14 protein-coding genes and 1 rRNA gene are annotated in these 22,365 nt (G+C 34.3%); 7 read left to right on the forward strand and 8 right to left on the reverse strand.

Features of this window, described 5'->3' with window-relative positions; all coding sequences use genetic code 11:
- Window positions 1-83: 83 nt before the first annotated feature.
- From ACJJVT_RS20110 to ACJJVT_RS20135, 6 genes are all read right to left on the reverse strand, one after another.
- The gene (locus tag ACJJVT_RS20110) at window positions 84-809 is read right to left on the reverse strand and encodes a hypothetical protein (protein ID WP_405401024.1); all 726 of its coding nucleotides are present in this window, start codon (window positions 807-809) and stop codon (window positions 84-86) included.
- Between the two features lie 117 nt (window positions 810-926).
- Window positions 927-1,469, reverse strand: coding sequence for a hypothetical protein (locus ACJJVT_RS20115; protein ID WP_405401025.1), 543 nt, complete (start codon window positions 1,467-1,469; stop codon window positions 927-929).
- A 101-nt stretch (window positions 1,470-1,570) separates the two neighbouring features.
- Entirely contained in the window at window positions 1,571-2,620 is a 1,050-nt protein-coding gene (locus ACJJVT_RS20120) for a kelch repeat-containing protein (RefSeq protein ID WP_405401026.1), read from the reverse strand.
- Window positions 2,621-2,734: 114 nt separating this feature from the next.
- Window positions 2,735-3,427 (reverse strand): hypothetical protein, encoded by a 693-nt coding sequence (locus ACJJVT_RS20125; protein WP_405401027.1) that lies wholly within the window; start codon window positions 3,425-3,427, stop codon window positions 2,735-2,737.
- A 118-nt stretch (window positions 3,428-3,545) separates the two neighbouring features.
- Window positions 3,546-5,999: a ribonuclease HII gene (locus tag ACJJVT_RS20130; protein ID WP_405401028.1), complete on the reverse strand. Its 2,454-nt coding sequence runs from the start codon at window positions 5,997-5,999 to the stop codon at window positions 3,546-3,548.
- Window positions 6,000-6,041: 42 nt separating this feature from the next.
- Window positions 6,042-6,623 (reverse strand): ribonuclease HII, encoded by a 582-nt coding sequence (locus ACJJVT_RS20135; RefSeq protein ID WP_405401029.1) that lies wholly within the window; start codon window positions 6,621-6,623, stop codon window positions 6,042-6,044.
- A 207-nt stretch (window positions 6,624-6,830) separates the two neighbouring features.
- On the opposite strand from ACJJVT_RS20135, the gene ACJJVT_RS20140 reads away from it, so the two are divergent.
- The 5 genes from ACJJVT_RS20140 (at window position 6,831) to ACJJVT_RS20160 (ending at window position 14,451) form a co-directional block, all read left to right on the forward strand.
- Window positions 6,831-9,896, forward strand: a complete 3,066-nt coding sequence (locus ACJJVT_RS20140; protein WP_405401030.1) for a SusC/RagA family TonB-linked outer membrane protein — start codon at window positions 6,831-6,833, stop codon at window positions 9,894-9,896.
- A 20-nt stretch (window positions 9,897-9,916) separates the two neighbouring features.
- Window positions 9,917-11,359, forward strand: a complete 1,443-nt coding sequence (locus tag ACJJVT_RS20145) for a RagB/SusD family nutrient uptake outer membrane protein (RefSeq protein ID WP_405401031.1) — start codon at window positions 9,917-9,919, stop codon at window positions 11,357-11,359.
- Window positions 11,360-11,372: 13 nt separating this feature from the next.
- A complete protein-coding gene (locus tag ACJJVT_RS20150; protein WP_405401032.1) occupies window positions 11,373-12,110 on the forward strand; it encodes a hypothetical protein in 738 nt (245 codons plus the stop codon).
- A gap of 130 nt (window positions 12,111-12,240) precedes the next feature.
- A complete protein-coding gene (locus ACJJVT_RS20155; RefSeq protein WP_405401033.1) occupies window positions 12,241-13,614 on the forward strand; it encodes an aryl-sulfate sulfotransferase in 1,374 nt (457 codons plus the stop codon).
- 135 nt (window positions 13,615-13,749) lie between these two features.
- Entirely contained in the window at window positions 13,750-14,451 is a 702-nt protein-coding gene (locus ACJJVT_RS20160; RefSeq protein ID WP_405401034.1) for a hypothetical protein, read from the forward strand.
- Window positions 14,452-14,511: 60 nt separating this feature from the next.
- Here the strand turns inward: ACJJVT_RS20160 and ACJJVT_RS20165 are convergent, their stop codons facing one another.
- The gene (locus tag ACJJVT_RS20165; RefSeq protein WP_405401035.1) at window positions 14,512-15,240 is read right to left on the reverse strand and encodes a hypothetical protein; all 729 of its coding nucleotides are present in this window, start codon (window positions 15,238-15,240) and stop codon (window positions 14,512-14,514) included.
- Between the two features lie 4 nt (window positions 15,241-15,244).
- Window positions 15,245-19,519, reverse strand: coding sequence for a thrombospondin type 3 repeat-containing protein (locus tag ACJJVT_RS20170; RefSeq protein ID WP_405401036.1), 4,275 nt, complete (start codon window positions 19,517-19,519; stop codon window positions 15,245-15,247).
- A gap of 168 nt (window positions 19,520-19,687) precedes the next feature.
- On the opposite strand from ACJJVT_RS20170, the gene ACJJVT_RS20175 reads away from it, so the two are divergent.
- Together ACJJVT_RS20175 and ACJJVT_RS20180 are read left to right on the forward strand one after the other, a co-directional pair.
- Entirely contained in the window at window positions 19,688-21,679 is a 1,992-nt protein-coding gene (locus tag ACJJVT_RS20175; protein ID WP_405401037.1) for a putative porin, read from the forward strand.
- Window positions 21,680-22,268: 589 nt separating this feature from the next.
- Window positions 22,269-22,365 (forward strand): 16S ribosomal RNA (locus tag ACJJVT_RS20180); the annotation flags it as partial.

Raw genomic sequence — 22,365 nt, forward strand, 5'->3', positions numbered from 1 at the left:
TTTGAAAGAAAGGTTAACATACGGGCATAAAAAAAACCGAGACCTAAGTCTCGGTTTTTTCTTTTTATTAAAATAGGGGTGTGTTACTTCAGCCCTAGGTAATCCATAACTTCATGGTAATTAGAAAGATTTACGCCGTTCTCTTTCATTCCGCTTATAGTATACCTGTTATTTTCTCCTGATTTAAGTGAAAGGTAAGCAGGGGCTATTAATAAATAGCGAACAAAACCATCGGTAGGGTCAATAGTGCCTACTGTATCTGGGTTGCCCATTTCAGTAATTTTATATTCGCCAATAGACATTCTTTGTTCCATGGTAAAAGATCTGAATAAAGGCTCTGTAAATGGTATAGCATAGACCTCAGAAAAAGTATCAGAAAATGAGAAATACCCTAGAACAGTATAATTATTTAATACATCTTGTGTAATTCTAGAATCACTTATAGTAACGGTTGCAGCAGAGTAAGAGTAGCTTTCAGGAAAGTCTGCAACTAACCAACTTGACGCTACAACATTAGCATTGCCATCTTCTCCGTCTTCACCGTTGGTTCCATTTGTACCGTCAGTACCATTAGTTCCGTCTTCTCCAGCAGGTCCGGTTGCGCCAGTTTCTCCTTGTTCACCTTGTGGGCCAGGAACACCTAGCGCTTCTCCATCTTCACCTGCGGGTCCTTGTTCTCCATCTTCGCCCTGTATACCCTGTTCACCTTGTGGACCAATAGGTCCAATATCTCCATCCTTAGAGCATGATGTAAATGAAATGGCGAATATTAAAATTGCGCATTTGATAAAATTTGTTGTAGTCTTCATTATTTGATATTTTAGGATTATTTCCCTTTAATGAAGCTTTAGAATAAAGGTTAACATCACCGCATTTAAAAACCGAGGCGGAAGCCTCGGTTTTCGTAATTAATGTATACACTGAGACTATTGGGTTATTAATGCAGTGCCATGTTCACTGGTGTAAATATTAAGTCGTTTTGAAATATAATTGGGGTCTCTTGTTTCACCCCCATAATCAGCAACTATAAACTGAAAATTTAAAACATCTATTAAAACATGTGTGGTGAAGTTTCCAGTCAGTAAACTTCCAGTTACAGGATTAGCTGAATCACCAAACCAACTAACTGTAGGAGGAGTTTGGTTTGAATCTTCATACGTCCACGGGCTTGTTATTGGGGTAGCTATTCTTGTCGCAGTACTATTGTTAATCCATTGAATACGTTCAAGACCTCCATCGTCACTTCCTGCAAGTGTAAAATTGTAGGTAGTACCTGTTTTAAGTCGCAACTGTATGTTTTCAAAATCGGTATCTTGATCAAATGTGTGAAAGAAATCATCTCCATGAATTTGAAAAGAAAATTCTGGAGGTGTAATGTCAGAATCAGGAATATCTACCGTACAGCTCTGTACAGCGATTAATAAAAATAAAATTGGTAATAGTTCTAAGATTTTTTTAGGTGTCTTCATTATTAAAGTTTTTAAGGATTATTTCCCTTTAATGAAAATCAATAGAGAAAGGTTAACACTATGGTAGATATAAAGTTGGTAGTTCTTATAATTGCGTATATTTATTCAGCACTCCAAATATTATCCTCTAGTAAATCGCTCATAGAGCTATCTGGGCGATATCCGCCGAATATCCACAATTTGTTATTATAGTTTAAACTTTCATGACTATGTAAACCTTTAACTAGAGGTTGTTTTTTATCATAATTAAACCAGTACTTCATATCACTAGAATACCATATGTCTCCATAGAATTTACGTGTTCCGGTTTTATCCCAGCTTTGACCTCCAATAATCCATACTTTTCCGTCAAACACTGTTGCCGTATGTTTTATTCTGCTTTCAAAGATTGAAGATGCTATTCTATTTTGATGCCAATGAATACCATCAGTGCTTGCCCATATTTCATTTGTTAATTCACTTCCACGAAGTAACCCGCCAATTATATAAATGTTTTCCTTGTAGACAATTGTTTTATATTGATTTCTTACTGGAAAGGCATTTTGTGTTTCCATTCGCCAATTAATCCCGTCAGAAGATGACCAAACCTGTTCATGCTCTCTACCGTTACCCAAAAAAATAAAAAGTCTGTCTTTAAATACAATCGAATTGTTTTGACCTATTTCAGTTAAAGGAGATAAAGATCGAACTTGGTTCCAATGCATACCGTCTTCGGTATTCCATATATCGCTAAGTATTTCATTATTATCATTTATTCCGCCAATGAGCCACATCTTACCTTTGTAGGTTAATAACGAATGATTTCTTCTATTATCGAATTGGTTAAAGGTGGCCAATTTCCAATCGGTACCATTTTTACTTTTCCATACTTCTGAATGAACTGTCCAAGGAGCAGAATTGGTATTATCTCCACCAACTAACCATAGGTGGTCTTTGAACGCTGTCATAGAATGACCGGCAAAACCACCCATGTTCGTACGTGTTGTTTCTAAATCCAAATCTAATGAGGCACTAGGATGCAAAAGAGTTCTACTTGATGTAGATTGTAAATCAGTATGGTTTTTTGTTGAGTATGTTTCTAAATCTTCCTTTTGGCAAGAAAAAAACAGTAAACCAAATGTGATAGCTAAAATCGATTTTAGTGTTTTCATAATGATAATTCTATGGGTTTATCATTAATGGTAACAATTAGATAAAGGTTAACAAAAGCGCATAAAAAAACCGAGGTGTAAGCCTCGGTTCAAAATTGGTATTTGGTTAAGTTATTATTTGCTGTGTGCCGTAAGCAATGTGCTGCTCATTACGTCTCCATTTTTCTTATAGGTTTCTTGTTTAACCATGCCTATGCCTTCTGCAAGCCAAACTCTAGATGGGTACACTTGGTTAGCCATCATCATTTTAGAACGATTTTCGCTATATAGAACAAAACAATCGAATGTGCCAGCAGTGGTAGTTACACTTTCTTTCTTTTCAACCTTTCTATTGGTCATGTCAACGGTCATATTCATGTTAATACCACTCATGCCAATTTTCATAGCTACGTTAGCATCTTTCAAATTTTGACCTACGGTTAGTTTATTGGGTATTTCAATGTCATTGCCAGATATTTCAATATCCATATCACCATATTGCTCCATCATTTCGGTAGGTAATAAAGATTCGTAATCTAAAGTAACTGCGTTGCCGCTACAAGCTAAATTGTAACTAGTACTATAAATATCTTTGCCTTTGTTGTCTTTTAAGTTTATTGACATGGTTGCAGTAGTAGTATCGCCATTGTGGTTTGCTTCGATAACTTTGTAGTTGCTAACACCTTCAATTTTTCCTTTTTTATTGTAATTGGTATACTCCATTGAAACACCTTCGTTCATAGGGTAGAATGTGCTACAGTTGTCTTGAGCGGTAACGAATACGATCCCGATTAAAAAAAATAATGTGTTAAGTAATTTAATTTTCATTTTTAATATAGTTAAGGTTCTGATTAATAACTGCTTAAATATATGAAAATCATTTTACTGTTCTGAATGATATGTGTAATCGGTATTTAAATGCTTGTGAATTTAACTTTCAAGTGTATTATCGTATTTTAAAAACTTTAATGCTGTTTTCTTGGTCTTTAAATACAAATTCTGGTTTTTTATTTCCGTTTATATCTTCCATGTCAATTGGTGAGCTACCAAAAATGGGAAAATTTGGAATTGATTCAGCCTGACTGTCAAATAGGTATATCTTCTGATTCTGAATATCAGTTACAGATACATATATTTTATCATTAAGGTAGAAAATGGTGGGTTTGGAGTATACCCCTAATTCAAGCTCTATTTTCTTGTTGCGAATCTGTAAGGTATTATCGTTCATGATCGCTAAAGTTCTTGAAGTGGCATCCATGCCGTGGTCTTTAGCGAGATTTAAGTTGTTTGAAGATATTTTCCCTTGAGAATCAATTTGATACAAAAGACCATCAATAGAAGTAAAAGTGAACTTGTTTTGATAAAGTCTTATTTCGTTATCGGAAAATGAGAACTTGTCTTTAACGTTGATTCTAGTTTTACCAACCCTGTTAGTTATTTTTAATTGACCGTTCTCTAATTTGAAAACGATATAATCTTTTTTACCGATTCTAAAATGTTGAGGAGCGGCTACTATGGGTGCTTCGGCAGTATCATAAGTAAAACCTTTGACAATGTCTCCTTTGCTGTTATACATGAAAACGTTTTTATCTTGAGTAACAACAAAGCGATAATTTTTACGACCCTCATAATCAAATACTGCTAAAGGGTTCAAGTTGCCACCAGTGTACTTTTTGGTAAATGGTTGAACCTCTTTTCCATTTCTATCTAAAATCAAGAACTCGTTGTTCGTAGTAAATGCTAACTGTAATTTTCCATTCTTAAACAGGTCAACCTGCTGAACTTTGCCTTGAATAGTTCCGTTAAGTTGTTTTTTCCAAAGAATCTTTCCGCTATTAGAAATCAAGTAGAGTATATTTTCTTGATCTTGAACTATAATCTCTTTTCTTCTATTGCTATGGTTCGTTACAAATTGTGGTAAGGTAGCCAAATCAGTATCGAATTTTACTTCAAAAGCAGAAGATACAGAATTTGATTCCTCTTCTTTTGTAATTTTTTTTATTAAGAAATTGGTATGATAGAATCCTGCATCTGCGATTATCTGAGAGCCAAAAACATAATTGTCTAATTTGCTTTTGGCAAATGAATTGCCAAAAGTTTTAGAAATAGATTCATTCATTGCGGTAACAAAACCTTTTAAATTGGAAATGGACACTACACTTGAAGAAGAAGTAAGTTTGTTTTCTGCATTATTAAATAAGGTGGTCTTGTCAAAAGTATCACCCGTTTTTATTTTAGTGATTACAGATTCAAGCGTGCTCTTAGACTTAGAAAAGAGAAAAGTATTCTCGACAATACTCGCAAATTCAAAAGAGTGTTCTCCAATTAAAGGTGTTAACGGGTCAAATATTTCAAGATTTGGTTTTAATTCCCAAATTTCATTACTGCTAAATTCTTCGGCAGATACTTTCTCCTCATTAATATAGTCAAGTAGTGTTGCGGTACCGTATGTTCTCAAAAATAAAACGTGCTCGTTATCAAATTGGGCGACTCCAATTTCTTCAACGGTACTAAGAAGTGAATCTAAAACCGTAGAGGGGTAGTTGTTTAGTTTCTTGTTGTGAGCGTATTTATTAAAATCTTCTAAACCAAATGATGTCATATTGTTGGCATCGCTAGGTGTTAAATTCCATGTTTTGTTTTGAATAGGTTTTGTGTCGTTGAATAGATTGAGGAATAGATTTTTACCTGCACTTGATTCAGCGACCCCGTTCAATAAGATTTCGGTGTCATTTAAGGTTAAATCTAGTGACACGGAACTGCCAAATTTTGAAATTTGCTGATTATCAGAAAGCAGTTTTTGAAATAGCAATTCGCTATTTTCTAAATCTATCCAAATATTTACAACCTTGTCAGTGTTTGAAACTTCGTAAAAGCGGTCTAATGCACCATTTTTAATTGGGTTTTCAATAGTATTGATTAGGTTTTGTAATAGTGGCTGAGAAGAACTTAAAACCCGATGTTTCTCGATAAATGTACTGTAAAAAGTATCCTTTTCAATTTCGTATGTGGTGATGGCTACATCATTATAATTAAGCGTTTCAATTCTTTTATTCGAAATACTATCGCCATTAGTAATCACTAAACTATCTGTTGATATGTAGGTGTAATCTATGCTACTGCTATCAGCTGTTAGTGCTAATAACCCTTTTTTCTGATTAGAAATGTAGTTAATTGAATTTAGAATTCTCTTTACATCTATAAATGGCTTTTGCGACTCAAGTGAATTTAAAATTTCGTTAGTCGAAATCTCATCATTAAGCGTTTCAAAATCATTTATTTTAAAAACTATGCGGGCATTATCAGGAACTAAATCTAAGATAGAATTCTCAGATTTCTTTTTAGATGTACAGGAGATGCCTAAAAGGATAATTAAAGCATATAAAAATGTAAGCCTCATGCGAAAAGTTTGTGCAAAGTTATACTATTTGTTAAATAAACTTTAGTTGTCTGGTAAAAGCTTAAAACTCATTCTGTGGTACTTGGTAGGTCCGTATTTTTTAATGGCTGCTCTGTGTTCTTTAGTAGGGTATCCTTTATTCTTTTTCCAGTTGTACATTGGGTATTCATCATGTAGTTTAAGCATGTAGGCATCACGTGCGGTTTTTGCCAATACAGAAGCTGATGCAATACTTAGATACTTCGAGTCGCCTTTTATAATGCAAGAGTGGTCTATATTTTTGAATGGTTTAAATCTGTTACCATCTACAATTATGTACTCGGGTATTTGAGATAGAGATTCTATCGCATTATGCATCGCCAAAATAGAGGCATTTAAAATGTTGATGTCATCTATTATCGTAGGTTGAATATGGGCAATGCCAAAGCATATACTTTCATTTTTTAAAAGTGGTTCAAGAAGTTCTCTTTTTCGTTCAGATAAAAGCTTTGAATCTGTTAAAATGGAGTTTTCGAAAGATTCTGGCAGTATTATTGCTGCAGCGGTCACAGGACCCGCCAAACAACCTCTTCCAGCCTCGTCTGTACCAGTTTCGTTAATGTTTTTGTAAAATTTAAGAAGCATTATGTTTTTTTTAACTTAAAATTTTGAATTTTAAGTATTGATTTATTGTTAAATAATTGTTTTATTTTCAACAAAAATGACCAAAGAAGGAGAAAAAAATAATAATAAGTGTTTTTTTAACATATATCTTTTTTGAGTTAAGATAGCTTTTGGAATACTAAGCAAATTTTTGGACTTTTGGCGCAAGCTAATTCAAAAACAAATTTTATGAAACAGAAGTTGACGTGGATGTTGACACCTTTATTGGTGCTCTTCATGACATTTTCCTTTGCACAGGAAAAAACAGTGACCGGTGTTGTAACCGATCAAAGCGGTTTACCGCTACCGGGAGTGTCCGTTGTAGTTGTTGGAACAACTAACGGGTCTCAAACAGACTTTGATGGTAATTATGCCATTAATGTAAATTCAGGTGAAAAATTGAGATTTTCTTACCTAGGTCAAAAAACAGTGACGATGAGTGTTGGTGCATCCAATACCATTAATGTACAATTAGAAGAAGATGCTGAAGCATTAGAAGAAGTTGTTGTTGTAGGTTATGGTTCTAGATCAAAAGAACTTTCAACATCTGCAATTGCAACAGTTTCTGCTGAGAAAATCGAAGCATTCGTACCATCTACTAGTATTGATAACATCTTACAGGGTCAAGCTGCAGGTGTACAGGTTACTGCTTCGAACGGTAGACCGGGTAACACTGCCTTTGTTCAAATTAGAGGTGTTGGTTCTATTAACGCGCAAACTACTCCTTTGTATGTAATTGATGGTGTTCCAATTCCTATCGATACGGAAAGAGACTTTAACCCAATTAGTAACCTGAACCCAAGTGATATTGAGACATTCTCTATATTAAAAGATGCGGCTACCGTTTCTAAGTATGGTTCTCGTGGTGCTAACGGTGTAATTTTAATTACAACCAAAAAAGGTAAAGCTGGTGATGCTAGAATTAAATTTTCTTCATCTTATGGTTTCGGTGAAATGATACCTAACAATTTTGACGTTATGAACGCTTCTCAGAAGTTAGAGATAGAACGTCAGTATGCAGCTTTAGGTGTTAATGCTGCAAGTAGTATGCCTGGAGCAAATGCTACTCCAGAAGAACTTGCAAGACTAACATCTTTAGATACAGATTGGCAAGAGGCGTTACTTAAGAACTCTATCATTCAATCGAACAATCTATCAGTTTCTGGTGGTGATGAGAAATTAACGTACTACATGTCTTTAGGGTATGATAAGAATACAGGTATTATAAAAAACATCGATGGTTTTGAAAGAATGTCTGCTCGTTTAAATACAAATTACCAAGCGAAAGATTGGTTGAATATTGGAGCTAATGTTTCGGTATCTCGTAGTACTACAGATTTACCAAGAGATAGAAACAATGTTCAGAATCCTTTTAGAGCAATGTATGATTACAACCCGTATGATCCTTTATTTTCAACTAATGCCGATGGTTCAATAGTTACAGATGACCAGGGTAATAATGTTTATAACCCTACAAGATCAGGTTTTCCTATTGCTTTAGCATTACAGACTGAGCAAGAAGATACAAGAAACTTATTGTTAATTGGTAACATAAGTGCGGGTATGACCTTCGGTGATAAATTTTCTAACAACTTTAGTGTTGGTTTAATTAGTAATAGATACAACAGAACTACGCGTTCTATTGCTGGTGGTGTATTACAAGGTTTTGTTGGTGATGCTAACTTTCCTGGTACACAGACAGATAATTTAAATATAGATTTTGAATACAATGTAAACAATGTATTTACGTATGCTGATACATTTAATGGTGTCCATAATCTTTCAGCTAGTTTCTTATTAGAGTACAATGAGAATATTGCTACAGATATGTTTGCTTCGGGTAGAGGTTTTCCTTCGCCGAGTATTCCTTATTTAGATGTAGCTGCAGAAGCAACATCTGTAGGGTCAACAGAATCTAGAAGAATTTTATTCTCTCAAGGTTTGTTTGCTGATTATGACTATGATGGTAAATATATACTTTCTGGTTCTGTAAGAAGAGATGGTTCTTCTAGATTCGGTCCTGATAATAAGTATGGTTATTTCTATAGTGGTAGTGCGGCATGGAACATTGCTAACGAAAGCTTTATGGAAAACTCTATTTTCAATACCTTGAAATTAAGAGCATCTTATGGTACTTCTGGAAACCAGAATATTGGTGATTTTCAATATTTGAACTTGTTAGATTTCGCAAATACATATAATGGTCAAACTACTGCATTGCCTGTAGGTGTTGGTAACCCGCAAATACAATGGGAGTCTCAAGCTATATTTGATGTAGGTGTTGAATTTGGTTTGTTTAACAACCGTGTAAATGGTGTTGTTGATTATTTTAAGAAAAATTCAAATGAATTACTTTTAGATCGACCTATTTCTTATACTGTTGGTGATGAGAACAACTCAATATTCTCTAACATTGGTGAGATTCAAAACTCAGGTATTGAAGTTTCTTTAAGTGGAGATGTTATTAGAACTCAAAACTTTAAATGGACACTTGGTGGTAACATTACGTTCATTGATAATGAAGTTATTGAATTAGTTGATGGTGAAGATATCGTAACAGGTACATTTAGCGATAACATTTTACGTGTAGGTGAAGAAATAAATTCTTACTATATGGTAGAATATGCTGGTGTTAATCCTGCAAATGGTGAGCCGTTGTATTATGATTTAGATGGTAATGTAACAAACCAATTTAGTGATAGTTTTCAGCAACTTCAAGAAGGGAAATCTCCTATAGCTGATTTTGAAGGTGGTTTTTATACTGCATTCTCTTATAAAGGATTTGGTTTGAGAACGGATTTCGTTTATAAAGGAGGGAATTATATTATCAATAACCAACTTCAACAAGGTGTTGCAATAGGTAATATTGATAGTAATTTAAGAACCGATGCTTTTAATTACTGGAAACAACCAGGTGATACTAACGTTTTACCTAGTCCATTATTTCAAGGTACTGCGGATGAAACTTCAACAAGATTCTTGGAGAAAGGTGATTATTTAAGGTTACGTACAATGACTCTAGATTACAATATGCCAAGAGATATGATTGATGGTATGGGTCTAAATTCATTAAGATTCTTCGTAGCTGGACAAAACTTATTTACTATCACTGATTTTAGCGGTGATCCTGAAGTTGGTTTAGGTTCTGCTGAATCAGGTGAGCCTGGCGATGTAGGTTTCGTACCTGGGTCATTTAACCTATTTAGCTATCCAAACACAAGGTCATATACTTTTGGTGTTGAAGTAGGATTTTAAAAACAAAAAAAAAGTTAGAAATGAAAAATAACATAAAAATATTAGTTCTTTTATTTTCGTTCGGGTTCTTTATGTCCTGCGATGATGAGTTGAATGATCTACAACCGTTTGTAGAAGGAAATCCTGAAACATTTTTTAATAGTGTTTCTGCATTTCAGAATGGAGTAGATGGTGCTTACAGACAATTGTGGAACTATTACTCAAACACTGGTTCAGGTTTACAAGGTATTCCTGATATTTTGTCTGATAACGTAATTATTGCACAAACAGGTAGACGTTCAAATCAAGATTTTTATAACTACAGATATGTTGCCGGTACAGGTGGTGCAATTGATTTGTATTGGAGTGAAGCTTACGAGGCTGTGAACGTTGCCAACTTGGTAATTGCTCAAATTGATAACTTAGGTGATGGTGCTGATAAGGACAATATCTTAGGTCAAGCATTAGCAATTAGAGCGTGGGCTCATTTTGATCTTGTTAGAGTTTATGGTAAAATACCAACTCAATCTGCAGATGCTAACGCTTCTTTAGGTGTTGTTTACATTAAGGTTGAAGATGGTGATACAGAAGATCCTTTTGCAGAACCGGTAAGAGAAACTGTTGCTAGCAACTATGCTGAAATTATCGGCGATTTAGAAAGAGCTAGTCAGTTAATTGGAGCAGATAACGGTCAAGGAAAATTAAATACAGATGGTGTTTATGCACTTTTGTCTAGAGTTTACTTGTATAATGGTGAATACCAAAAGGTTATTGATGCTGCTGATGAAGTAAGTGTACCATTGGCAACTGCAGAAGAATTAGAAGGTTTATATACAGATGCTAATGAAGCTGGTATCGTTGTAAAGCTTGCCATTAATACTTCTTCTGAAAGTGGTGGTAACAATGTAGGTGTTTTATATAGCCAATCAAATGCTACTTCTACTATTTCAGAATATGTTTTTGATTTTGATTTTATTAATAGTATTGACGAAGATGATTTAAGAAAAGATGTTATTTCTTTTGTAGGTTTAAATGCGGATAATCAATATAATGCTATTTCTAAATTTTTAGGGGAAACCGGTCAAGTAAACGGTCGTGTTGATGTTAAGGTTATGAGAGCTGCAGAAGTTTTATTGAATAAAGCAGAAGCACAATTCGAATTAGGGCAAGATGCTTTGTCAACACTTAATGAGCTTAGAGATTTAAGATACGTAGCTTATGATGGTGGTGAAGCTGGTCAAGATTTAGAAGATGCTATTCAGTTCGAAAGAAGAGTTGAATTATCATTCGAAGGTCATAGATTCTTTGATTTAAAACGTCGTGCAGAATCAGTTATGCGTTCTACAATGGGTGACATTATTGATGGTACTGGAACACCTCCAGATTTTCCAACTTTAGATGCTGACAATTTTAGATTTCAGTTGCCAATTCCTATTGCTGAAATTAATGCTAACCAAAACATAGTTCAGAATCCTGGCTACTAAAAACAATAGAATTATGAAAAAGTATATTTTAATAATTGCAGTACTATTTGCTTTTGCTTCATGTGAAGAGGAGAATATAGTATTTGATAATGAAAACGGACAAACTGGTGTTTCTTTTGCAACAACAGAATATAACGTTTCAGTACCTACAGAAGGTTTAGATATAGATGTGCCTGTTAATGTAACTACCGTTGCAACTGCAGATAGAACATTTAGTGTTTCTGTTGATGATACAACGGTTGGTGATGCTGGTAACTATGCTTTAGGGTCTGTTACTATTCCTGCAGGTGAGTATAGTGGAGTATTAAATGTTTCTTTAAATTTTGATCCTTTAACAGAAGGTGAAGTTTATACATTGGTTGTAAACTTAGATGCGCCAGCAGATGGTGTTGCCTTTAGCGAACAGGTTGAAATCGAATATTTCAAGGAGATTATCTGTAATGATATTATTGTTACCGTTGTTACTGATACCTATGGAGGTGAAACTACATGGGAAATTACAGATGCTGATGGAACAGTTGTAGCATCTGATGGTCCTTTCGCTAATGTAACAGGAGGTGATACCTATACTCAAGAGGTATTCTTGGAAGATGGTTGTTATACATTTACCATTTTTGATTCTTACGGTGATGGTCAAGTTGATGGAACAGTAACTGGAAATTACACAATTACGTGTTCTATTTTGAACGTTCTTGAAGGTGGTGGAGCATTTGGTGCTTCTGAAGCTAAAGAATTTTGTATAAATCAATAGTGATTTAAATACATCATTATATTGTTTATTTAAAATCAGGCTGAAGCAATTTAGCCTGATTTTTTTTTGAATAAAGATTAAGTTTAGGCTAAATCTTACGACATAATTAAGACCTTAATAACCATACATTATGAAAATCAAATTTTTGACCAAATTCTTGGGTTTATTTTTCTTGTCTTTATTTTTAGCATGTTCATCAGATGATGATGTTACTGTTGTCGATGAAATGGAACCTGAGGAAGAGGTTATTGAAGAGGAAGAAGAGCCTGCAATACCAGAGGAAATAGTTTATCCAATTGAAGGAGAAACGGGGACAATACTGTTGAATGATAAATTATTATCTCAAGAAGGTTATGTGTTAGTGAATGAGTCTTCTGAAGATAGAGTGTATTTAATGGAGAAAGATTCGGCGCTTATCGTTCATGAGTGGCAGCTAGAATTTGGACTTGGTAATGATGTTGAATTATTATCTGATGGTAGATTGTTGGCGTCATTAGGAGTAGAATCACCAGATTTTAGTTTTGGTGGTTACGGTGGAATTATTCAACTTATTAATCCTGATAGTTCTGTTGATTGGGAATTCACGTATGCAAATGAAGAGCATATAATTCATCATGATGTTGAAATGTTACCTAATGGAAATATTTTGGCAATCGTTTGGGATTTGAGAAGTAGAGAAGAATTAGATGCTATTGGTTATTTAGGTGAAGAAGAAAAGGTGTATACTGAAACTATTATTGAAATAAATTCCGCTACAGATGAAATAGTTTGGAAATGGGAGTCTTGGGATCACATAGTACAAGATACAGATGATTCTAAACCACGTTTCGGGATAATTAATGAACATCCAGAATTAATAAACATCAACTATATTGATATACTGCGAGAAACTGTAGAGCCAGATGGTGATATAATGCATGCAAATGGATTTGATTATGATGAAGAGAATGATCTAATTTATATGACCATTAATAATTTTAGTGAGGTGTGGGTAATAGATCATAGTACAACCAACGCTCAAGCCAAAACAAATACTGGAGGTTCTTATGGCAAGGGTGGAGATTTAGTATACAGATTTGGTAATCCTACTGCTTACGATAATACATTTGGCGAACGTTTATTTTATAATAATCATTTTCCTAATCTACTAGAGAATGATGTGCCCGGTGATGGAAATATTTTGGTTTATGTAAATGGTAATGGAGATTCAAAACAATCTGTTGTATATGAGTTAAACTTGCCTGCTAACTTTAATTTACAAGCAAATACAAGTAATGAATTAGATATAATTTGGAGTTATACACGAGAAGGTTTGTATGCGCCAAGAGTATCAGGTGCGGTTCGTTTAGATAATGGTAATACGCTAATCACTTCAGGAACTTCTGGTTTTATAGAGGTGACTAATGACAAAGAAGTAGTTTGGGAATTTGAAGGGTCAGGTTTTTATTGGAGATCTTATCATTATGATTTAGGCAGTTCGGCACTTTCCTTTTTGAATAATTAAATTCCTTAGTATTCTGTGGTAATAGCTGTTATGGAATTAAACAAACTAACGTTAGATTTTTAAGTTTTTAATAACATTTTTTAAACCTATGAATCAATTAGAAACAATTAAATTGAAAAAAAATTAATGAATAAAATGATTAAAAAGTTCACAATCTTTACAATTGCTGCCTTAGCTTTTAATAGTGTAAATGCGCAAAATGCATATTCTCCAGTGCCAGAAGAGGGTATTGTTAATTTTGTTACTAGTAGCACTGAAATAGCACCTACAAAAGCAAAGGGAACTCCGTATTTAAATGAGGAATTTGTTCATGGAGAGGTTATTGTACACGGTAAAGTCGAAGAAATAGGAAAGATGCGTTATAACGCATATAGAAATGAAGTGGAGATTTTAGATAATATCTCTAAAGATTCCTTTTACTCCTTATTAAAACGTGCTTATATACAAGTTGAAATTGGAGGTAAGATGTATAGTATATATACGTATGTTGATACTGACGAATCTATAAAAACCAGTTATTTTACTGATTTGAATGAGGGTAATTTAAAATTGTTGTTCAAGCCAGAAGCTTTATTAAAGCAAGCACGTAGTCCTAGTACATCTTATGAAAAGTATTCTCCGCCAACATATGTTTGGAATAGTTCTTATTATTTATTAGATGAAACTAATACTGATAAAGAGAACCATGCAGTAAAGGTTCGTTTAACCAAGAATCAGATATTAGATTTTACTGGAGCAAAAAAGGAAGAAATGAAAACGTATATTAAAGAAAATAATCTAAACCTTAGACACGAGAAAGATGTAGTAAGTTTTCTTAATTACTTCAATTCGTTATAGAGATAAATTTAGTGTTAAAAGAAAAAGCCAAAGATGCAATTGCGTCTTTGGCTTTTTTAATTACTCTACTCTAAATTCAAACAGTTCTGAGTTTGAGGTATTGTCAAAAGAATCTTTTGTAATTACTTTCCAATAATACGTAGTGCCAGCAGTAATTGTTACTTCTATAGAAGACTCTGTTGTATCACCTAACGATTTTACCGGTGTTTCAGCCGTATCGAACAATACTTCGTAAGAAACAATATCATCATCAACATCTGAAGTTGACCATTCTAAAGTTATTGTTGTGTTAGCACTAGAAATGGTAGCACCTCTCTGCGGACTTATGGCAACTGCAGGGAATGGCGCGTAATTTTCTATTCCTTGTCCTTGATTATAAAAAGCCCAAGTTTCACTGGTTGCAGTAGAAGATGTTCCATTGGCTAAAGAAATAACATACCATTCATAAGGTGTACCTCTATTTATACTTATTTCTTTCTGGCTGGTAGTAGAAATGGCTGTAGTAATACTGCCTGTTTCAAGATTCTTTACTTTCACTTCATAAGAATCTGTATTTTCAGAAGCAGACCATTGAAAGGTTACGGTACTCTTAGTTTCGTCGTTTGCATTTACGACACCTTCGTTACATTCAGTATTATCTTCAGGGAAAACTAAACCAGCTGCAGCGGGATCTAAGACAACTGGTGCAATTGGATCAACAGGGGCGGGTTCACTGTCCGAGCCACCACCACATGATATGAAAACTGTGGCAAGCAGAAATGTAATAGTTATATATTTTAATGTTCTCATTTTCTTATTTTCTTATGATTTTGTAATTAGATAGCGTGTTACCAGATTTAATGTTTAAAATATAGACTCCGGTTGCTAGTCCATCTACACTTAGTTTAATTTCGTTATTAGTAGATTTCATTTGTTTCGATAGAATACTTGTGCCATTTACATTAAATAATGAGATAGTGACCTCTGGTGTAGCATTTGTACCTAGGTAGATAGTTAAATCTCCACCTTCAATTGGGTTTGGATAGATAAACAAATCATCACTTAATACTATTTTTTCAGTATAAACCCCTTGGCAATCTAATTCGGTTTTTACGGTAATCAATGTCGTTACATCCTCTAATGGTAAAGTAATCTCTTTAGCCGTTGTAGAATACATTTTTTCATTTAAGAAAATAGTATATAAATCACCACCAGAGAAGCTTAATGTAACTTCATTATTCAGCGAACTGATTTTAGAAGAAACAGATAAAGCATCTGGCTCTGATATGGCTAAATCAAAACAAGCTTCATAGTCCGCTTGACCTTCAACAGTAATACATAATTGATAATCTCCCGCAGCTAAATCAGTAAATGTACTTTCGTCTGTAAAGCTAGCATTTGTGGTGCCGTCAGTATTTGATAAAACTGCGTTATACGTGTACGAAGTATTTGCGGCAGTTATTAAAATACTTCCATTATTACTTGCGTTACAAGCTCCGCCAGTAGTCTGAATTTGAAAGTTAGTATTCGGTAAAGAGAAAACTTCACAACCTTCAACGTTAACTATAGTCCCGTTAGGAGTATCATCGCATTGGTCAATATTATTTGGCACTCCGTCATTATCGCTATCATTGTCACATAGATTACCAATACCATCTAAATCATCATCTTCTTGACCTGGGTTTGCGAATAAAGGACAGTTGTCATCAATATCTAAAATGCCGTCATTATCATCATCGGTATCACAAACATCACCTTCACCATCATTGTCAGTATCTAATTGATCGGCATTTGCTGTTAAAGGGCAATTATCATCAATATCTAAAATTCCGTCGTTATCATCGTCATCATCATCGGGTGAGCCATCAACTATGAAATCATCAATAATTATACCCTCTTCTGTAACTGAAGGGTCAGATTGAAAGACAATTCTAAATAGTACATTAGTCTCGCCGGTAAGGTTTTGCTCACCATTAGCGGCATTTAAGTTAAAATCATAAGCGTATGCTGTCATTTCGGTGCTTTCACCTGTCCATTGTGCTCCAGGACAATTTTGACAATCATCTGCTTCTTCAGAAAGGGCATTGGTTCTATCACTACTATACCAATTTGGTTCACTATTGATACTACCTAGAATATCCCAATTACTACCGCCGTCAATAGAGTATTCGGCATAAACTATATCAAAATTTAATTCAAGGTCATATGCCATATTAAATTTAAGAACCGGTGAGATAATAGAGGTCATATCATAACAATTGCTTAGAAGTATGGCTTTGGTGCTATTTGGGTAATCTCCACTTAGGTTGGTTCCGTAAACATTACTGCCAGATGTAGCTGTGTTTAAGTTAGAACCTGTGGGTATGCCTCTTTGCCATACGCTTTCAGAATTACCATCATTATATGCAATCAAAGATTCTTGTTCAGTTTCAAAAGTATTTAGTTCACCACCTGAACCAGGAGTGTTTAAAAAGAATCTGTTTTGTAAAGTATTGTTGTCATCATAGCTATCGTTGTCAATAGTGGCAGTCAGCTCGATTGTAGACTCACCAAAATTAACATTTGTTTCTAGTGGTAGTTCTATAATAACTGTTTCATTGCTTAGTAAATTACCTGTCCAGTTGAAGTTTTGTGTAGTATTACCATTAATAGAATATTCAATATCAACAGCAGTAATGGCATTAACTCCTTGGTTTTCTACAGTAGCAGTTGGTGCAAAGTCATTGCATAGTACTTCATTTGAATTAGGTGTTATAGAGACTAATCTAATTTCATTATCTGGTATTTGAACTGGTATTGTAGATTCCCACACTCCTCTACCGTAAGTAGAAGCTATAATTTTTTCATCATCCAAATTAATTTCAATATCGCTAACAGCTACATTCGGGAAATTAGTATAATACTCTTCCCATTCCGTTAAGGTGTCATCAAGTCTATATACACCTAAACTAGTGCCTACGTAAATAGGATTGTCAGTATGTCTACCTTGGTGAGCAATCGAGAAAAAAGCTTGATCTGTCGGTATATCAAAAGTTATATTTTCAGAAGTTGTTTCTGTTTCACCGATGGTAACTTTAAAGACACCTCTTTCTGAGGGTTGGTCGCTTAAGGCAATACCTACTCTGTCAGAAGTCGTTATATAAATAATGTTGCTATCGTTTGAATTAATGCTGATATCTGAAATTTCAGAATCCATTACTTTAATTAAACTAAAAGTTACGCCGCCATTTCTACTTCTATATAAAATGTTGCTTTCAGCGGCAAATATGGTTTCAGGATTTTTAGGATCAATTTCTAAGTCATCTATATTACCAGACCCAATAGAAGAAGAAATTTTATTCCATTGATTATTTTCAAGTCTATATAAAGCATCAAAACCTGCATAAACAGAGCCGTCAGAGCTAACTGCTAGAGGCGTTACCCAATTTCCTTCAATGGTATTTCCATTTGCGTCAGTTGGAGCACCGACCACACCAATAGATTGACCAGAATCAGATGATATAAATAAGCTTCCTCCAAATTGTACAAACCCATAAACTAGGCTACTATTGTTAGGGTCAATTTCATAATCCATTCCATCACCACCAGTAAAAACATTCCATTGTCCTTGATCGCGAATAAAGCCGGCATTATCTTGTAACCCTCCTGTTATTTTACCAGAATCATTTTTAGCAACAGATATTCTGTAAAATTGACTAATAGAAATACCAGCTGTATAATCAGTAAAAGTATTACCGCCATTCTCAGACATATAGATGCCACCATCACTACCTACGTAAACTTTGTTGTTGAAAATTTTTATAGAATGTATATCTGCATGGGTATAACCTTGGTCAGTTATATTCCATCTGTTGATTCTGGTAAAGATATCACCACCGTTTGTGCTCTTCCATACATTTAAGCAACCAGTATATATTTCGTTAAAATTAGTGGGTGAAACTTCAATGGCAAGATCAAACCAAGCCTGATTTGATTCAAAAATATCTTGTTCACTAGCAGTTTTTGTAAAAGATTCGCCGCTGTCTAAAGATTTGTATAGACCGCCAAAAGCAAAACTATTACCACCAGTTAATGCTCTAAGAACATATACTCCCGATGGATTTGCTGCACTTGTACCTATTACCAATCGACCAGAACTTTCTGGAATACCATCGGTTATTTCTACAAAGTTGTTACCGCCATCTGTAGATTTTACAAAGGTATTTGAGGTTACGGCATAAACAGTATTAGGGTCGTTAGGTTTTAATTTGAAATCTTGAATGTTTCCTGTTGCTTTTACCTCCCAAGTAGTACCTCCATCTGTAGATTTCTGAAGACCAACACTAGTGGCTACCCAAATAGTGTTAGAGTTAGTTGGGTCGATGGTAATCTCATTCATCAATAAATTAATATTTGACGTACTAGGGTTCAAACCTGTTTCATTCCAGCTGTTTCCTCCATCAATAGACTTGAAAACACCTACGCTATAGGAGTCTGCAGCATCATCATCTCCTGTTGCTATGTATATAATTTGCGAGTTATTAGGGTCAACGGCAATGCCAGAAACACCAATTTGAGGAAAATCATCAAAAAGGTTTGCCCATGAAGAGCCCCCGTCAACAGATTTCCAAATACCACCGGCTGGTGCACCCACATACCAAATATTTTCATTGCTTGGGTCTACGGCAATTGCATTAACTCGACCTTGACCAGAAAGTGCACCTGAATAAGTGTCGTGAGTAAAGGGTCCGATAGCATTCCAGTTTGCAGTAGGGTTGGTTGCTTTACCGATGCTCTCTTGTTTGCTTTTCCAAGAATTCCATAATTGAGAAGAAGTCGGTAGATTTCCATTTTTATCTACATAAAAATTCCAATAATTCTCCCATCTTTTATAAGGTTTAAAACCACTACCTTTCTTAGAATAGTCTTTATTGCTCCAATATTCATTAAATGCATTCGATATGTCATATAACGAATGTGTGTTAGTAGAAGATTTTGAAGATTGTTGATTCTCGGTTAAATCTTTCATCCATGGGGCATTCTCATTGAACTGAGCTGATGCCGATGTAAACGCTAAAAATGCGAAAACATTAAAAAACAGTACTTTCATTAACATTTTTTTATAAAAATCAGAAAAATATTCCTTAAAATAATAATGTTCACAGTTAAAATTTAATAATAGTTTAGCAGTCCTTTATATTCAGGTATTTAAAGTCAATCAAACTTTCACATTTACTTAGCAACAAAAAAATTAACTTTGCAAGGGTAACAATGCTTCATGAAATATATAATTCTAGTTTTATTGTGTTTAACATCTTCGATTGTTTTAGGTCAAGATGTAATCGAAAAGTCTGAGAAAAGAAAAGATTCGCTTCCTCTGGGTAAAAAGACTAAGCCTATAAATCCGAAAGACAAACTGCAAAATGATTCTATTGTATTGACGATAGAAGATTATAAAATTATTTCATTTGCAAGAGATACTACCTTTTTAGATACTACACTTACTATTCAAAAAGAGTATAAGTACAATTACCTGCGTGAAGACGATTTTGAATTAATGTCATTTTCTAATATTGGTCAGGCATATAATGAATTGGGTATAGATTTTGAAAGAGTAACCAGTTATCCGAATTTAGGTGCCATTGCCAAAGACCGTAAATATTTAGAGAAAGAGCAGATCAATTATTATAATGTAGCTACGCCAATGACCGAGTTATTCTTTAAAACAACTTTAGAAGAAGGTCAGTTGTTAGATGCTAACTTAGCTTTTAATACTTCTAGAAGGTTAAATTTCTCTATTGGTTATATCGGTTTTCGCTCATTTGGTAAGTATAATGATACACAAATAGAATCTGGCAACTTTATCACCACAACAAATTACTTGTCTAAAAACGGTAGGTATGCACTTAGGGCACATATAGCAGCGCAAAATATTTCTTCTGAGGAAAATGGAGGTTTGGTAGAAAAGGAAGAACAATTTGAGTCTGGTGATGAAGATTTTATTAATAGACCGAGAGTAGATGTTTATTTAGATGATGCAGATAATAAGATTTTAGGTAAAAGATATTATTTGGATCATACCTATAAATTGGTTAGAAAGCAGTTAGATTCAACTCGATTTGAAAAGACTTCATTGTCAATTGGTCATAGTTTCGATTATGAAACCAAATATTATCAATTTGTACAGACAGCGAGCGATACATTATTTGGTGATGCTATACTTAGCAGTATTAATGATAAGGCAGTTTTAAAAACGTTTTATAATGAAGTTAATGCAGAATTTTATAATAGAACTCTTGGTAGATTAACAGGTGGCGTCAACGTATATAATTATGATTACTATTTTAATAGTCGATTTATAGAAGCAGATGGTAACATAATACCTAATAGATTAAATGGAACTGAATTTGGAATAGTAGGTAAGTACGCAAAGCGGATAGGGGAATTTGATTTTAATGCTGACTTAAAATACAATCTTTCTGGTGAGCTGGCTGGTAATCTTTTTAATGCATCGGCTTCATATAGTATAAATGAGAATAACAAACTGAGATTCTCTTTACACACTTCTAGTAGAATGCCAAATTTCAACTACCTACTGTATCAAAGTGAATACCTTAATTATAACTGGGATAATAGCAGTGTGTTCGAGAAAGAACGAACAAGTAGTTTAAAAGGGGAGCTGCTATCTAAGGTTTGGGGTAATTTAATGGTGAAGTACAGTAATCTTGATAACTATACATACTTTTCGCCTGTGTCAGAAGAGGAAATAACAGACGGATTAAACAATGCATTTATAAAGCCATTACAAGAAGGTAATGCTGTATCGCATTTAAAAGTTAAATATGAGAAGGAGTTTAAGGTAGGTATGTTTGCTTTGAATAATACGGTGATGTATCAGAATGTAACCCAAGACACTCAAGTATTGAATGTTCCTCAATTAGTAACTCGAAATACATTGTATTTTTCTTCAGATGTATTTAAGAAAGCAATGTACTTGCAAACAGGTATTACGTTTAAATATTTCTCCAGTTATAACATGAATGGGTATAATCCTATTCTTGGTGAGTTCTATGTGCAGAATAAAGAAGAGTTAGGCGGGTATCCTTTATTAGATTTCTTTATTAATGCCAGAATTAAACAAACGAGAATTTATTTGAAGGCAGAACACTTTAATGCGTCTTTTTCTGGGCGAGACTATTATGCGGCGCCTAATTATCCATACCGTGATTTTGTTATACGCTTTGGTTTAGTGTGGAATTTCTTCTCTTAACGTAAATATTGATTCGTTTAATATATTTAAAATCAACACCTTAAATCCGATTTACCGCTTAAGTAGCTGTGGTACAGTAAGTTGGTTTTATTCGTTTTTCCTTGGTTTCTAACGTACGGTAAATCATGCTGTTATGCTGAGGATAAAAAACTTTGTTTTTTTTATTTCAAAAAGGCTTGTGTTATTAAGAATAGTGTGTACATTTGCACCCCGCAAACGAGGAAGATTAATTTGGAATCGGGGGTTGGAAAAAGGTTCATAGATATGTTGTTTTGGTTTGGCGAAAAAAAGAAAAATTTTTTTTTCGATAAAAGTTGTCAGGTTAAAAAACAGTTGTATATTTGCAGCCGCTTAGGGAAACACCTAAGGGAAACGAGGCGAGGAAATCGAGAGATTTGAAGCTTAGTGGATAGAAGTTCATTGAAATATTGTGGAGATAAGAATCGAGTTCAGGTGAGGACCTGGAGGAGAGGAACAAGAATTAAGGAAACATACAATTTAGTATATCTTAGGGTATATATAAGGAATTGAATCGAGAGTCGGGGCCGGGAGAAATTTAGACTTCGTTGGGACGAATATTTACAAAACAACGATGAAGAGTTTGATCCTGGCTCAGGATGAACGCTAGCGGCAGGCCTAACACATGCAAGTCGAGGGGTAACATTTGTGCTTGCACAAGATGACGA

The sequence above is a fragment of the Maribacter sp. Asnod2-G09 genome (genome assembly GCF_045063795.1).
Taxonomy (GTDB): domain Bacteria; phylum Bacteroidota; class Bacteroidia; order Flavobacteriales; family Flavobacteriaceae; genus Maribacter.